The sequence below is a fragment of the Deinococcus marmoris DSM 12784 genome, assembly GCF_000701405.1.
In the GTDB taxonomy this organism is placed as follows: Bacteria; Deinococcota; Deinococci; order Deinococcales; family Deinococcaceae; genus Deinococcus; species Deinococcus marmoris.
This window is the reverse complement of the sequence record NZ_JNIV01000010.1, coordinates 1-14,487: the sequence shown is the minus strand read 5'-3', so window position 1 is coordinate 14,487 and position 14,487 is coordinate 1. Positions and strand designations below refer to the sequence as shown.

The following is a 14,487-nucleotide window of genomic DNA, read 5'->3' as shown; positions in this document are numbered from 1 at the left end:
CCGTGCGCTGCGCGCCCGACGGCCTTTGGTGGCCGTTTCGGGTTGGCGTTTCAGCATTGCTCTGGCGGTCTGAATGTGTTGAAGATGATCTGGGTGATGTCGGACGGGAAGCCCTAAAGAACTGTTCAACCCTCTGGGACTCACAGGGAGCTTCCACGCGCTCAAATGCGGGCATGTCCAATTCTCCCATCCTGGATCTCGCGGGCCTGACGCTGGAAGTCAATCATCTGGCGCGTGGCGTGCGCTTCTACTCGCAAGTCCTGGGGCTGGAATTGACCCGTCATGACGAGGCGGCGGGCGTGGCCGAATTCGTGGTCAATCCGCACCAGACGCTGACGCTGTGGCAGCCAGTCACACGGCAGGCCAACGACGCGCGGCTGGCCCCACTGAGGCCGCGCGGAGCCTCCCACATCCATTACGCCTGGCAGATCGAGCTGGAGGATCTGGAGCCGAGCAAGGGGCTTCTGGACGCGCACGGTCTGGCCTGGGAGGAGATCAATCTGGGCACAGAGGACCGCCCCGACTGGACGCTGTATTTCTTCGATCCCTTCGGGCACGGCCTGGAACTGCGCGCCGTGGACCGGGCCGACACGCGCCAGCCGCACTTTGCGCCTGTGCCCGTTCAGCGCCCCGCCCACGCCCTGCCCGTTATGGGACTGCGTGAGGTGGCCCTGGCCTTCAGCGATTACGCCGCCATGAAGGAGCGCCTGCCCCGCGCCTACGGATTTGCCTTTGCCAAGGAGCAGGAGGACCGGGACTTCGCCCAGTTCACGCTGGGGCCGCAGCCGGAGCCAGACGGCAACGGCACGCCCCGCCGCTGGCTGTACGCCTGGGACCCGCAGGTGGGGCTGGCCGATATGCTGGGCGGCGATCACGCCTTTGTGCGCTTCTATGCCGATGTGGACGCGGTGGCAGAGCTGGTGAAGGGTGCTGGCCTGCCATATGTCCACGACGAAAAGGGGCTGGCCGTGCGTGACCCGGAAGGGCATGTCTTCGAGTTTGTTGCGCCCTGAAGAGAATGGAAAAGGGCAGCCCGTATGCGTGGGCTGCCCTCTTCTTCTGAAGCTGTTCTAACGCGTTTGCGTCTGCCCGCCTGTAGGAGACTCCACTCGCGTTTCCACCGGCAGCGGGGTGTCCGGCTGCTTGCGAATGCGGATCAGCATGATGATGCTGGCGATGATCAGCGGAATGCTGATGACCTGCGTATCGGTAAACAGGCCGATGCCCGACTTGTCCAGACCCTGGCTGAGATAGCTGTTGAAGGTCAGGGGGTTGAGGCGGAAGGTTTCTTCCCAGCCGGCGCGCAGGATGCTGTACCACAGCCAGAACTGCCAGAAGGCCCAGCCCGGCTTATGCGAGCGCAGCCAGAAATATGAAGCGACGCTGAGGATCACGCCGATGATCACGCCATAGAGCTGAGCAAAATGCACCGGCGCGGTCATTACCAGTTGTCCGCCGATTTCCTGGCAGTACTGCGACAGGTCCATATCGGGGTTGGAGTTGGGAACGCACATGCCGCCGTGAAAGGCCTGCGCGCTGTCCGGCCAGCGAAAGCCGATGGGCCAGCCGGTCACGCGCCCCACCGTGTCGGTGCCGTTCATGATGTTGCCGATCCGCCCGCCGATGATCGCCAGGGCCACGCCCGGCACGCACAGGTCGGCGTACTGGTAGAAATTGAGCTTGTAGCGCCGGGTGTAGTACAGCAGCACCAGGATGCCGCCGATCAGGCCGCCGTGGATCGAGATGCCGCCCGAGCGCAGGTTGATGATGTCCAGCAGCACGCGGGGGAAAGGGGTGTCTGCGAACTGTCCCCAGGAGGTCAGTACGAAGACCAGCCGCGCACCGACCAGCCCCCAGATGATCATCCACAGGATCATGTCGCTGAAGAGGTTGACGTTGAGGCCACGTTGCCGCGCCATGCGTGTGCCGAGCCACGCGCCGATCACGATGCCCAGCGTGATCAGCACGCCGTACCAGGCAATCGTGAAGGTACCGATTTGAAGGAATACTGGATTCATAAGTCGGCGCTAGTTTAAGCCTTTTGGACGGTGAGAAACGCCCATGTGCGATGGACCTCGCCCGGCAGGGTCACTTGCCCCCCTCTCCAAGAAGCACGAAAAAGCCCTCTCCGTGGGGAGAGGGTGGAATGGGAGGTCTTTACAGTCCGTGTTACAGGCCCAGCGCAGGCAGTTCTTCCTCTTCGGGCGGCGGCAGGCGGAAGGCCCGCGAGAGCAGCACGCTCAGTTCGTACAGCACGTACAGCGGCACGGCCACCAGCATCATGTTGGTGGGGTCCGGCGTGGGCGTGATGACGGCGGCGGCCACCATGATCGCCACCAGCGCGATGCGCCAGCCCTTGCGCAGCATGCCGTGGTTCACGATACCAATGCGCGTCAGGATGATGGACAGAATGGGCATCTCGAAGGCGATGCCGAAAGCCACCAGGAACGTCGTGACGGTCCCGATGTACTGGCCCAGCCCCAGGATCGGCGTGACGGCCCCGGCCAGAAAGCCCACCAGAAAGGGAACCATCGTGGGCAGCACCAGCTTGTAGCCGAAGACTGCGCCGCCCAGGAAGGACAGCCCTGCCCCGACGATGAACGGAATGGCCCAGCGCCGCTCGGCGGGATACAGCCCCGGCGCGATGAAGCCCCAGACCTGCCCCAGAATAAAGGGCAGCGCCAGTCCCAGCCCGGCCCACAGCGACAGGTTCAGGCTCAGTAGCAGCGGTTCGGTCAGGGTATAGGTGACGACCTGAACCTTGCCATCGACATAGAGCTGCGAATACTGGAGCGGTCCCTTGACCCAGTCGATCAGTTGAATGCGGTAGACAAAGGCCACCGACATCCCGATGACCAGAAAGATCACGCTGAAGACCAGCCGTTTTCGCAGTTCGTCCAAGTGATCGAACAGCGGAGCGCTCTTTAAATCCGTCGCAGGAACAGTTTTGGGGGACATGGCGTGGCCTTTCCCTTACGCGCGGCGGTTGCCGGCGGTCTCGCGTTCACGCTCGGTGGGCATCGGCGCGCCGGTCACGGGATCGATCTGGCGTGAAGACACGTCGGTAATGGGCGTGACGACTTCGGTGGTGTCGGCGTCGGTCTTGCCCGTCTCGCGCTTGAATTCCTTGATGCCCTGGCCCAGGCCCTTGCCCAGTTGCGGCAACTTGCTGGCCCCGAAGACCAGGGCGATCACGACGACGATCAGAATGATTTCAAGGGGACCCATAAGTGTTGCTCCTTTGCGTGCCGGGCGCGGCGGTGGCCGGGCGTGCTTATTACTGTTGAAGGGGATGAATTGCCGGGGATGGATGGGGCGTGAAGCACAACTGCTGTGAACTGGACTGCTATGAACACTGGGCGGACGGTGAAGCGGTCTCACTCTGTCCTGTAGATATGCGGCGGCGGGCCGGGCGGATTGCCTATTAAACCTTAATGGCTCAGGGACAAGTGACAGTTGGCGTGCAATCTGCCCTCCCGATGCTTGTCTTCAGATGCTCCAGCCGCCGTCTACCAGCAACTCCTGCCCGGTCATATAGGCGGCCTCGTGGGTGGCCAGAAAGGCGATGGCCGCCCCCACCTCGTTCGGCTGCCCAAAGCGGCGGGCGGGGATACGGGCGGTCAAGCGGGCGGCGTCGTCGGGACTGCTGTTCAGGGCTTTCAGGCGGTCCGTGGCGGTGTAACCGGGCGCAACCGTGTTGCAGGTCACGCCATCGGCGGCCACCTCCAGCGCCAGCGTCCGCAGGTAGTTGGTCACGGCGGCGCGCATGGCGTTGCTGACTGGCAGCGCGGGCGAGGGCCGCCCCACTGTCAGGCTGGTGACGGCGATAATGCGGCCCCACTGGCGCTCACGCATCCCGGTCAGCACCGCGTTCGCCAGCCGCACGGTGCTGAGGAAGGTGGTGTCGTATCCGGCCTGCCACGCGTCCTCAGTGACCTCGCTGGGTTTCCCCGGTGGGGGGCCGCCCGCGTTGCTGACCAGAATGTCCACGTCACCTGCCTCCTGCACGGCGGCTGAGACGCCCTCCTGCGTGCTGACATCGGCCACCACCCAGCGCGCCCCGATGGCGTCTGCTGCGGCCTTCAGCGTGTCCTCGTGCCGCGCGGCCAGTGTCACCTGCGCGCCCAACCGGATCAGGTCATGTGCCGCCGCCAGCCCGATGCCCTTGCTGCCGCCCGTCACCAGGGCGCGTTTTCCGTCCAGCCGAAACAACGTCATGCGGGCAGGCTACACCCGGCGCGGTGCGGGGAAGGGGAGATGCCCCGCACCGTTACCCCTTACCCTGTGGCCCATGCTGCCCCTGATCGTCGTCGCCACACATGCCGAGGCCGAACGCCTGCTAGATATGAATGCCCGCGTGATCGTCTCCGGGGTGGGCGTCGTGGCCGCCGCAATGGCGACGGCGCGGGCGCTGCAAGAGCAGAACGCTGGACTGGTCATCAGCGCGGGCATCGGCGGGGCCTATCCGTCGTCCGGCCTGCTGCCCGGTGATCTGGCCCTCTCATCCCAGATTGTTCAGGCCGATCTGGGAGCGTGGGACGGCGAGCGGTTTCTGGATTTTGACGGGCTGGGGCTGTCCATCCTCCCGGACGCCCCGCACGCTGGACGCTTCTCGACCTGGGCCGCCGCTCCCGAAGTCGCGCGGCGCACGGGCGCACGCCTGGGACCGCTGCTGACCCTGAGCAGCGTGACGGGCAGTCTGGAAACCGCCGCCTCTTTACAGGAACGCTTTTCGGGCGCACTCACCGAGGGCATGGAGGGTGCAGGCATTGCCCACGCCGCCCTGCTGGCCGGGGTGCCGGTGCTGGAAGTGCGCGGCGTGAGCAACGCGGTGGGTCCGCGTGACCGCGCGTCCTGGCGGATTCCACAGGCGCTCGCCGCCACCCGGAGGGGCGTGGCGGCGGCGCTGGAAGTCTGGGAAGAGCTGGGGGGTTGAAGCCCGGCCTAGCTGTTCAGGGACAGTTTCTTGCTGGTGGTGTTCGGCACGTTGCCGGGGAAATTGACCTTCACGTTCACGGTGGTCCCGGCAGGGGTGGCCGGATCGATGTTGATCCAGTGGCTGACCAGCACCGGGGGCGTGGGCTGCGGATCGACGGCGCGCACCAGCACCCGCCCCTGCGCGGGCACGAACACGCACCAGCCTTCGGGGGTGGTGGTGAAGGCCCGCACGGGCAGAATGCTTTGCAGGGTCATGTCGGCGTTGGTGGCCCAGTACTCGACGAGTAGGCTGGCCTGTTCCCGCCCGATATCGGCCTGGTCCAGATCGAGCTGGACTTCCACACTGTCGGGCATGCCCTCGACCAGATTGGTCCAGCCGGGGACGACAAAACGGTTGCTGGCGGCGCTTTTGAACTGCTGGGGGTTGCTGGCATCGGTCATGCGCCTAGCCTAACGGATTGGCCGCCCGCAGAAGGCCAGACCCATATTCATTCCCGGGTGTCTCTTGGCTGCGGTCTACTCGCTATAGGTGCGCGCGGTGCGGATCAGCGCCCGCACGGCCAGGTAGCCCACCACGAAGAACAGCAGCGGCGTGACGTTCAGGGTGACCTCGGAGTCCTTTTCGGGTTCCAGGGGATTTTGCTTGCGGTACTTGATCATGAAGTCAGGGTACGACACTGCGGGCGGCGGTTGTCAGCGGGCCGGGCTTAGGGAGTGTTGAGACCGGGTGTCCAGCCCTGGTGAACGCGGTCACGGCGAACAGCGCCGACTGAGAGTAAAACGGCTGGCGTGACCTCTTCCTCTCCCACCATGCGCGCCCTGAGCAAACTGAAACCCGAACCCGGCATCTGGCTGACCCGGACGGACGTGCCCGTTCCCGGCCCCAACGATCTGCTGATCCGCATCAAAAAGAGCAGCATCTGCGGCACCGACGTACATATCTACAACTGGGATGACTGGGCGCAGCGCACGGTGCCCACGCCGATGGTGGTGGGCCACGAATACGTGGGTGTGGTGGCTGGAATGGGGTCCGAGGTCCGGGGATTTGAGGTTGGTGACCGGGTGAGCGGCGAGGGTCACATCACCTGCGGGCATTGCCGCAACTGCCGCGCGGGCCGCCGCCACCTTTGCCGCAACACCCAGGGCGTGGGCGTGCAGCGTCCCGGCTCGTTCGCCGAATATCTGGTGCTGCCGGCCTTCAACGCCTTTAAGCTCCCAGACGACATCTCCGACGATCTGGCCGCCATCTTCGATCCCTTCGGCAACGCGGTCCACACCGCCCTGAAGTTCGATCTGGTGGGCGAGGACGTGCTGATCACCGGGGCGGGGCCGATTGGCGTGATGGCCGCCGCTGTCGCCCGGCATGTCGGGGCGCGGAACGTGGTCATCACCGATGTCAACGAGTACCGTCTGGCTCTGGCCCGCGAGATGGGCGTGACCCGCGCCGTCAACGTGGCCCGTGAGGATCTGTGGACCGTCGCGCAGCACGAACTGCATATGACCGAGGGCTTCGACGTGGGCCTTGAAATGAGCGGTTCTGGCGCGGCTTTCGCCCAGATGGTGAAGTTGATGAATCACGGCGGCAAGATCGCCCTGCTAGGCATCCCCGCCGGGCGCGTGGACATCGACTGGGACAGCGTGATCTTCAAGATGCTGACCATCCAGGGTATCTATGGCCGCGAGATGTTCGAGACCTGGTACAAGATGGTGGCCCTGATCCAGTCCGGCCTCGATCTGACCCCGGTGATTACCCACCACTTCGGCATTTCTGACTTCCAGCAGGGCTTCGACGCCATGCTGGGCGGCCAGAGCGGCAAGGTCATTCTGGACTGGGAGGGCTGAGCTGGGTTGTGGGTTGTGGGTTGTCGGGTGTGGGAAAAGCGCATTCCAGATGCTGCGGAGGGGTTGACCGTGGGAGCAGCCCATTCGCCGTCGAATGACTTTCTCCCAGGCTCCTACAGAGGATCAGAATGACACTCCCCTCCTCGCCCACGCGCTATCCTCCGCCCATGAGTTTCAAACAGGCACACACGCAGGCATGGTGGCCCGGCAGTTGACCGGGTGACCCTTCCTTTTGTGCCGTCGAACCGACAGGCCGCGCCCGGAGAACATCCCGGCGCGGCTTTTTTTGTTGCTCTCAATTTCCCGGAGGAATAGACCATGACCACCAACCCGCCCAGAAAACGCATCCTGACCGGAGACCGCCCCACCGGCCCGCTGCACATCGGCCACCTGGCCGGATCGCTCCGCAACCGCGTGGCCCTGCAACACGACTATGAAACCTTCGTGCTGCTGGCCGACATGCAGGCGCTGACCGACAACTTCGAGAACCCGCAGAAGGTCCGTGACAACGTGCTGGAGGTGGCGCTGGATTATCTGGCCGTGGGCCTGGACCCGGACATCTGCACCTTCGTCATCCAGTCCCAGCTTCCCGAAATCGCGGAGCTGACGGTCTTTTACCTGAATCTGGTCACCGTCTCCCATCTGCGCCAGAACCCCACCGTCAAGGCCGAGATCGCGCAGAAGGGCTACGGCGAATCGGTGCCCGCCGGATTCTTCGTCTACCCGGTGTCGCAGGCCGCCGACATCACTGCGTTCGGCGCGCATCTGGTCCCTGTGGGCGAGGACCAACTGCCCATGATCGAGCAGACGCGTGAGATCGTGCGGCGCTTCAACCACCTGTACGCGCCCGTGCTGACCGAGCCACAGGCGCTGGTGGGTCAGGCCGCGCGGCTGCCCGGTCTGGACGGCGGCGGCAAGATGAGCAAGTCGCTGAATAATGCCATCTTCCTCTCCGACAGTGCCGACACCGTGGCCCGCAAGGTGCGCGGCACGTACACCGATCCAGGGCATCTGCGCGCCGAAGATCCTGGACGGGTGGAGGGCAATCCGGTCTTTGCCTATCTGGACGCCTTTGACCCGGATCACGCGGGGCTGGAGGCCATGAAGGATCATTACCGCCGGGGTGGGCTGGGCGACGTGAAGGTCAAACGCCACCTGACCGACGTGTTGGAAGCCACGCTTTCCCCTATTCGCGAGCGCCGCGCCGACTTTGCCCGCAACATGGACAGCGTGCAGGAGGTGGTTCGCCTGGGCACCCAGCGCGGGCGGGAAGTGGCGGCTGGAACGATGAAAGCCGTGCGCGAGGCGATGGGGCTGGATTATTTCTGAGTGCGGGAACCTTCTCCCACAACCTCCGCCGCCACCCGCACCGCCCGCGTGATCTCCTCCTGCGGCAGATAGGGGAGAGGTGGGCGGTCTTCCGGCACGGCCAGGGCCACGGCTGGATTGGCGGGCAGATGCAGAAAGCCGCACGGCACGTCACTTAGGCCCCTCTGCGTCAGCCAGTGCCGGGCGCGGTACATCACGAAATTGCAGACGTACAGGCCCGCCGTGTTGCTGATGTGTCCGGGAATGCCCGCCGCCTGCCACGCACCCAGAATCGGGCGCAGGGGCAGCGTGGACAGATAGGCCGGAGGCGCGTCCGCATGGGCGTGGGCGGGCGCGTCGCGGTAGGTGTTGCCTGCATTGTCCGGGATATTGAAGTCCATGACATTCAGCGCCACCCGTTCCAGCGTGACCTGGGGACGGCCCGCCGCCAGTCCGGTCAGCAGCACCGCGCCGGGTTGATGCTGCTCCAGCAACGCCTCCAGCGCCACACCCGCCGAGTGCGGCTCCACTGGAAGCAGGGCCGAGACGACGCGCATGTGGCCTACCTCCAGCCTGTCCAGTGCTGCTGCCGCCCTCGCGCTGGGATTGTCGGGGTGCGTGTGGAACGGCTCGAATCCGGTCAGAAGCAACTTGGACATGGCCCGAGTGTAAGCTGAGCGGATGAAGAGCATCATCAGGTTCCTGTTGCCCACGGCGTTTTTCCTGTCATCGGCCTGGGCTGCTCCTGCCGTTCAATACGCTGATCTGAAGAAGGTCACCATCACCGCTCAAACGGCCACGCTCACGCTGGACTACATCGACTTCTTCGTGATCGACACCAGCAACGTCAGGCAGGTGATGAAACTGGGTGGCTACCGGACACCTGATGAGGCTTACGATGCCAATCCGGCGGGATTTTACTCCAGCAATACCAATCCGAAACTCCGCACCCTGAAGACGGACCGCCGGACCACCTTTGATCTGGTCTGTCTGGCCGACAGTGATCCTGACCAGTTTCAACGCGTGGATCTGAAGACTTTCGTGGCGCCGGAACACGTCGAGAATGTCCTGAGCGAGATGCTGGGCATGGTCCAGGGCAGCCGCCAGGAACCCGGCTGCCTGCGCTATGACCTGCTGCGCCAGGACGACGCCGGAACCGTGCGCCTGCATGTGCAGGAGCGCTACCGCGATATGGACGCCGTGCAGGCCCACCGCGACTCGGCGCATTACAAGGCTTACCGTGCCAAGGCCGGGGACTGGTTTCAGGAGGCTCCGGTGGTGACGGTGTTAGAAGAGATAGACGTGGCCTGATACGGACTCCGATTGAAAGGTGTTGAAAACGCCTGGAAATCCGAGCAGAGCGAGCAGGAGAAAAACGGGTTCCGGGCGTGGAGTGCAGGAATCGGCGCTGTCCCGATTTCTGCGCGAAACAGACGGAATCCGTATGAGCCTTTCCCGGAGCCTTCGCTACCTTCGCCCCGCAGCCGCGCCGCTATGCTGGGCGGGTATGCCAGAGCTGCCGGAAGTCGAGACCACGCGCCGCAAGATCGAGCCGCTGCTGCGCGGGCGCGTCATTGCGAATGTCGAACATGACGCGCCGCACAAGTACCGCGATACGCATCTGGCGGTGGGACGGCGGGTGCAGGGCCTGTCCCGGCGCGGCAAGTACCTGATGCTGCAACTCGCAGCGGCAGACGCGGCAGAGGCGGATCCCCACGATCTGGAATTCATCGTTCATCTGGGCATGACCGGGGGCTTTCGACTGGAGCCGGGGGCGCACACTCGCGTGACCCTGACCACTGAGGACGGCGAACAACTCTTCTTCAACGATCCGCGCCGCTTCGGAAAGATGGCCGTGGTCCGTCCCGGTGAGTACGGAAGTATGCCTACCCTGGCCGCGATGGGACCCGAACCCCTCTCGGACGACTTCAACGAGGCCGATTTCGTGAAGCTGGCGCGTGAGGCAGGCGCGGTCAAGCCGTGGTTGCTGTCCCAGAAGCCGGTCAGCGGGGTGGGCAACATCTACGCCGACGAAAGCCTGTGGCAGGCCCAGATTCACCCGGCCCAGACGCGCCTGACCTCCGCCGAGGGCAAGAAGCTGTACACAGCCATCCGCGAGGTCATGGCAAAGGCAGTGGAGGCGGGCGGCAGTAGCCTGGGCAACGGCGTGGGCAATTACCGCCAGCACGACGGCGTGAGCGGCCTCTTTCAGCTCGAACACCACGTCTACGGCAAAGGCGGCCAGCCCTGCCCCCGCTGCGGCACCGACATTGCAAAGATCGTGCTGGCCCAGCGTGGAACGCATTTCTGCCCGAAGTGTCAGACGCTCAAAGAGAGGTCTAAGAGTCAAGGGTCCAAGGGCTAACAACCCCTGTCTCTTCCGCCTTTCCCTGGACTCTCAGACCCTTGACCCTTAGACGCGCCTCCGGGCGCACAGGAGCTTCCATGACCGATCTCACTTCCCTGCGAATTTCTTATACCCGCGACGCGCTGCGGCGGACTGACCTGAACCCTGATCCTCTGACGCAGTTCAAAGGCTGGTTCGATGCCGCACAGCAGGCTGAGTTGCCTGAACCCTACGCCCTGTCGCTGGCGACGGCAGACGCCTCGGGGCGGCCCAGTGTCCGCACGGTGCTGCTGCGCGGCGCGGATGAGCGCGGGCTGACCTTCTACACCAATTTCGAGTCCCACAAGGGCCACGATCTGGCTGCCAATCCGCAGGCCGAACTCCTGTTCTACTGGGCCGAACTGGAGCGTCAGGTCCGCGCATACGGCTCTATCGCCCGCGTGCCGGATGCCGAGGCCGACGACTATTTCCATGTCCGCCCACGCGACAGCCAACTGGCCGCCCACGCCAGCGATCCGCAGAGTGCGCCGATTGAAAACCGCGAGGCGCTGGAAGCTAAATTTGCTGCCCTGCACGAACGCTTCCCCGAAGGCCAGCCCGTTCCCCGCCCGGACTTCTGGGGCGGCTACCGCGTGACCGTGCAGGAATGGGAATTCTGGCAGGGCCGTCCCAACCGCATGCACGACCGCTTCCGTTACACGCGGCAGGGCGAGGGCTGGCAGATCGAACGTCTGATGCCCTGAATCGACTGCCCTCTCTCGCTGTTGGAGGCCGTTAGCAAAAGCAACGCGGGAAGCAACCTTTCGCTGCTTCCCGCGCTGCCTCTGTCTGCTTTACCCGGTCTGACCGAACTGCATCCTGAACACGAACTTGGTCACGTCCGTCTTCAGGTTGTCGATCATCTCGTTGAACATGTTGGTGGCCTCGAACTTGTATTCGGTGAAGGGATCGCGCTGGCCGTAACCGCGCAGGCCGATGCCCTGGCGCAGCACGTCCATGCCGTGCAGATGTTCCTTCCAGTGCTGGTCTACCGTTTGCAGCAGTACGTAGCGCGACAGGCTGTTGAGCATGGTGGGACTCAGCTCGTCCTTGCGGGCGTCGAAGGAGTCGGCCACCGCGCCCAGCATGGCGTTCTGCGCGTCGGCGGGGGACAGGGCGCGCAGGCCCTCGAAGTCGAAGCCCTCCATCTGCGGCACGGCGTCCAGAATGGCGGCCTGCAAGCCCTCGATGTCCCAGGAATCGGCATTGGCCTCGATGGGTAGGTAGGTGGCGAGCTGCATGTCCACGAAGTCGGCGATCATGCCCTCGGTGGATTCCTCGACGGCCTCGTCTGGCCCCAGCAGCACTTCACGGCGCTGGGCGTACACGGTGTCGCGCTGCTTGCTCATCACGTTGTCGAATTCCAGCAGTTGCTTGCGCGTGCTGAAGTTGCGGTCTTCCACGCGGGCCTGTGCCTTCTCGATTGCGCCCGTGACCATCTTGGCCTCGATGGGCTGGGTGTCGTCCATGCCCAGGCGGTCCATCATGGCCACCACGCGCTCGTTGGCAAACAGGCGCATCAGGTCATCCTCGAACGACACGTAGAAGCGGCTGCTGCCAGGATCGCCCTGTCGCCCGGCGCGTCCGCGCAACTGGTTGTCGATGCGGCGCGATTCGTGGCGTTCGGTGCCGATGATGTGCAGCCCACCCACCTCCTGCACGCGCGCGTGGTCCGCCACCGTTTCCGTATGGAGCTGCTGCGCCTGCCCGATGAATTCCTCGGTCATGCCGGGAATCTGCATGCCAATCTCAACGGTCCGGGGGTCCTTGCGGTTCAGCGCGGTGATGAACGCCTCCACCTCCGGTACGTAGCGGTTCAGGCCCAGGCTGGCCTCGATGCTGGCCCCGATGATCGACTCGGCGTCGCCGCCCAGCTTGATGTCGGTGCCGCGCCCGGCCATGTTGGTGGCAATCGTGACCGTGCTGCTGCGCCCGGCCTGCGCGATGATGCTGGCCTCCTGCGCCTCGAACTTGGCGTTCAGGACGCTGTGCTTGACCCCGGCGGCGGTCAGCAGTTCGCTGAGCTGCTCACTGGTCACGATGCTGGCGGTGCCGATCAGCACCGGGCGGCCCGTGGCGTGCATCTCCTTGACCTCTTCTACCACCGCGTTGTACTTGCCCAGCTTGCTGCGGTACACCAGATCCTCGGAATCCTTGCGGATCACGTCGCGGTTGGTGGGAATCACCAGCACGTCGGAGCCGTAGATGTCCAGGAATTCCTTTTCCTCGGTCTTGGCGGTGCCGGTCATGCCGGAAAATTTGTTGTACAGACGGAAGAAGTTCTGGTAGGTGATGGTGGCCAGCGTCTGGTTCTCGTTCTCGATCTTGACGCCTTCCTTGGCCTCGATTGCCTGATGCAGCCCCTCGCCGTAGCGGCGGCCCGGCATGCTGCGCCCGGTAAACTCGTCGATGATGATGACCTCGCCCTCGGCGTTGACGATGTAATCCTTCTCGCGCTTGTACAGTTCAAAGGCGCGCACGGCCTGGGTGATCATGTGGGCCTTGTCCATGTTCTCGGGGCTGAACAGGTCCGGGATGCTCAGCAGCCGTTCGATCTTGGAAATGCCGCTCTCGTTCATGTGGACCTGTTTGGTCTTCTCGTCGATGGTGTAGTCGCCCGTGGCCTCGAGGCGCTCACCGGGAACGGCGGGTTCACCCTTCTGGAGCCGCCGGATCAGCTTGGCGTACACGTAATACAGGTCGGTGGCCTTTTCTGCCGCCCCCGAGATGATCAGCGGCGTACGGGCCTCGTCGATCAGAATGCTGTCTACCTCATCCACGATGGCGAAGTTCAGCGGGTGTTCGGCGCGCAAGGAGAGCGCCTCGCGGCTCTGGGCCATGTTGTCGCGCAGGTAGTCGAAGCCCAGTTCGGAGTTGGTGACGTAGGTAATGTCGCAGGCGTAGGCGGCCTGCTTCTGCGCGGGTTGCAGTTCGCGGCTGGCCAGCCCCACCGTCAGGCCCAGCGAGCGGTACAGCAGCCCCATCTCGTCTGCGCCCACGCGCGCCAGGTAGTCGTTAACCGTGACCAGGTGGCAGCCGCGTCCGGCCAGCGAGTTCAGCGCCAGCGCCAGCGTCGCCACCAGGGTCTTGCCCTCGCCGGTGCGCATCTCGGCAATGCGGCCCTTGTGCAGGGCGTAGCCGCCGATCAGTTGCACGTCGTAATGCCGCTTGCCGATGGAGCGGCGTCCGGCCTCGCGGATCAGGGCGAAGGCGGGGATGATCACGTCGTCCAGGGACTCGCCGCCCTCCTGCACGCGGCGGCGCAGTTCACCGAAGGCGGCGGGAAGGTCTTCCACCCCCATCATCTCTTCTTCCAGCGCGTTGACCGGCTGCACGATGGTTTTCACGATCTGCTGCACGTCGCGTTGGTTGTTATCGAATAGTTTATTGAGGACACGGAACATGACGAGCAAGTATACCGCTCCAGACCTGACCATGACCTCACAAGTTCACAGTGGCGCGCGTAGGCAACCTGAGCGCGCCAGACTCAGCGTTGTGCCCCGCTGTGCCCAGGCGGAAGTTGCCCTGCGTCAACCTCTGATAAAGGTCACTCCTGCCCGCCTCTGTCGGTCTTCGTGCAAATGTGGAGGGTGTAGTGGGTCACAGTGCAGTCGGAACCGGAAACGTCAGCCCGGCAAGACACCCCAGCGCCCACCAGGAGGCAACACCTATGTCCAACCGCAGCATTTCCAACTTTCTGAGCGTCGCCGGATTCGCGTCCATCATCGCCTCGATCATCATCTGGGCCACCCAGGGCGGCACCGACAAGACCCACGAGGAAAAGTCCCACGGCGAGCGCTTCGGCATCTTCGTGGGCCTGTGGGCACCGACGTTCTTCATCCTGTCGAACCGCTACAACACGGCGGCCCTGGAAGAAGAGAACAACTAAGGTAACTACTCAGCAGGGGGACTTGCGGAGTGGAATCAGATAGAGTAGGCGCATCAAGAACGCTCTTTGCCCCAATTGCCTGATCCTTCAAGCTCGCCTTGACGAGCTTGAACTGCGATTGCTG

16 protein-coding genes are annotated in these 14,487 nt (G+C 64.1%); 8 read left to right on the top strand and 8 right to left on the bottom strand.

The window, feature by feature from the left end; genetic code table 11:
• Nucleotides 1-173: 173 nt before the first annotated feature.
• Entirely contained in the window at nucleotides 174-1,013 is an 840-nt protein-coding gene (locus Q319_RS0103565) for a VOC family protein (RefSeq protein WP_029480588.1), read from the top strand.
• 57 nt (nucleotides 1,014-1,070) lie between these two features.
• Here Q319_RS0103565 and lgt read toward each other — a convergent pair whose 3' ends face one another.
• The 4 genes from lgt to Q319_RS0103545 all read right to left on the bottom strand — a co-directional run bounded on the left by lgt (nucleotide 1,071) and on the right by Q319_RS0103545 (nucleotide 4,218).
• A complete protein-coding gene (gene lgt, locus Q319_RS0103560; RefSeq protein ID WP_029480587.1) occupies nucleotides 1,071-2,018 on the bottom strand; it encodes a prolipoprotein diacylglyceryl transferase in 948 nt (315 codons plus the stop codon).
• A 151-nt stretch (nucleotides 2,019-2,169) separates the two neighbouring features.
• Nucleotides 2,170-2,958, bottom strand: a complete 789-nt coding sequence (tatC, locus tag Q319_RS0103555; protein ID WP_029480586.1) for a twin-arginine translocase subunit TatC — start codon at nucleotides 2,956-2,958, stop codon at nucleotides 2,170-2,172.
• 15 nt (nucleotides 2,959-2,973) lie between these two features.
• On the bottom strand, nucleotides 2,974-3,228 hold the full coding sequence (locus Q319_RS24195; RefSeq protein ID WP_034413608.1) for a twin-arginine translocase TatA/TatE family subunit: 255 nt from the start codon (nucleotides 3,226-3,228) through the stop codon (nucleotides 2,974-2,976).
• 261 nt (nucleotides 3,229-3,489) lie between these two features.
• A complete protein-coding gene (locus Q319_RS0103545) occupies nucleotides 3,490-4,218 on the bottom strand; it encodes an SDR family oxidoreductase (RefSeq protein ID WP_029480585.1) in 729 nt (242 codons plus the stop codon).
• Between the two features lie 73 nt (nucleotides 4,219-4,291).
• Here Q319_RS0103545 and mqnB point away from each other — a divergent pair, with 73 nt between their 5' ends.
• On the top strand, nucleotides 4,292-4,936 hold the full coding sequence (gene mqnB, locus Q319_RS0103540; RefSeq protein WP_051655075.1) for a futalosine hydrolase: 645 nt from the start codon (nucleotides 4,292-4,294) through the stop codon (nucleotides 4,934-4,936).
• 8 nt (nucleotides 4,937-4,944) lie between these two features.
• On the opposite strand, the gene Q319_RS0103535 is transcribed toward mqnB, so the two are convergent.
• Together Q319_RS0103535 and Q319_RS28085 are read right to left on the bottom strand one after the other, a co-directional pair.
• Complete coding sequence (locus Q319_RS0103535) at nucleotides 4,945-5,379, bottom strand: hypothetical protein (RefSeq protein WP_029480583.1); 435 nt, start codon at nucleotides 5,377-5,379, stop codon at nucleotides 4,945-4,947.
• A 75-nt stretch (nucleotides 5,380-5,454) separates the two neighbouring features.
• Nucleotides 5,455-5,598 carry a hypothetical protein gene (locus Q319_RS28085; protein WP_169816502.1) on the bottom strand — a complete coding sequence of 48 codons (144 nt, stop codon included), beginning with the start codon at nucleotides 5,596-5,598 and terminating at the stop codon, nucleotides 5,455-5,457.
• A 150-nt stretch (nucleotides 5,599-5,748) separates the two neighbouring features.
• Between Q319_RS28085 and tdh the strand changes: the two genes are divergently transcribed.
• Nucleotides 5,749-6,780 carry an L-threonine 3-dehydrogenase gene (tdh, locus tag Q319_RS0103525; protein WP_029480582.1) on the top strand — a complete coding sequence of 344 codons (1,032 nt, stop codon included), beginning with the start codon at nucleotides 5,749-5,751 and terminating at the stop codon, nucleotides 6,778-6,780.
• 318 nt (nucleotides 6,781-7,098) lie between these two features.
• Entirely contained in the window at nucleotides 7,099-8,109 is a 1,011-nt protein-coding gene (trpS, locus tag Q319_RS0103520) for a tryptophan--tRNA ligase (RefSeq protein ID WP_029480581.1), read from the top strand.
• Here the strand turns inward: trpS and Q319_RS0103515 are convergent.
• On the bottom strand, nucleotides 8,100-8,747 hold the full coding sequence (locus Q319_RS0103515) for a pyroglutamyl-peptidase I (protein ID WP_029480580.1): 648 nt from the start codon (nucleotides 8,745-8,747) through the stop codon (nucleotides 8,100-8,102). The genes trpS and Q319_RS0103515 overlap by 10 nt on opposite strands.
• 22 nt (nucleotides 8,748-8,769) lie before the next feature.
• Between Q319_RS0103515 and Q319_RS26090 the strand changes: the two genes are divergently transcribed.
• From Q319_RS26090 to pdxH, 3 genes are all read left to right on the top strand, one after another.
• A complete protein-coding gene (locus Q319_RS26090; protein ID WP_245618939.1) occupies nucleotides 8,770-9,399 on the top strand; it encodes a putative quinol monooxygenase in 630 nt (209 codons plus the stop codon).
• A gap of 196 nt (nucleotides 9,400-9,595) precedes the next feature.
• Nucleotides 9,596-10,453 carry a DNA-formamidopyrimidine glycosylase gene (locus Q319_RS0103505; RefSeq protein WP_029480578.1) on the top strand — a complete coding sequence of 286 codons (858 nt, stop codon included), beginning with the start codon at nucleotides 9,596-9,598 and terminating at the stop codon, nucleotides 10,451-10,453.
• A gap of 80 nt (nucleotides 10,454-10,533) precedes the next feature.
• Nucleotides 10,534-11,178 (top strand): pyridoxamine 5'-phosphate oxidase, encoded by a 645-nt coding sequence (pdxH, locus tag Q319_RS0103500; protein WP_029480577.1) that lies wholly within the window; start codon nucleotides 10,534-10,536, stop codon nucleotides 11,176-11,178.
• A gap of 90 nt (nucleotides 11,179-11,268) precedes the next feature.
• Here the strand turns inward: pdxH and secA are convergent, their stop codons facing one another.
• On the bottom strand, nucleotides 11,269-13,878 hold the full coding sequence (secA, locus tag Q319_RS0103495) for a preprotein translocase subunit SecA (protein WP_029480576.1): 2,610 nt from the start codon (nucleotides 13,876-13,878) through the stop codon (nucleotides 11,269-11,271).
• A gap of 266 nt (nucleotides 13,879-14,144) precedes the next feature.
• Here secA and Q319_RS0103490 point away from each other — a divergent pair, with 266 nt between their 5' ends.
• On the top strand, nucleotides 14,145-14,363 hold the full coding sequence (locus Q319_RS0103490; RefSeq protein ID WP_029480574.1) for a hypothetical protein: 219 nt from the start codon (nucleotides 14,145-14,147) through the stop codon (nucleotides 14,361-14,363).
• Nucleotides 14,364-14,487 lie beyond the last annotated feature (124 nt).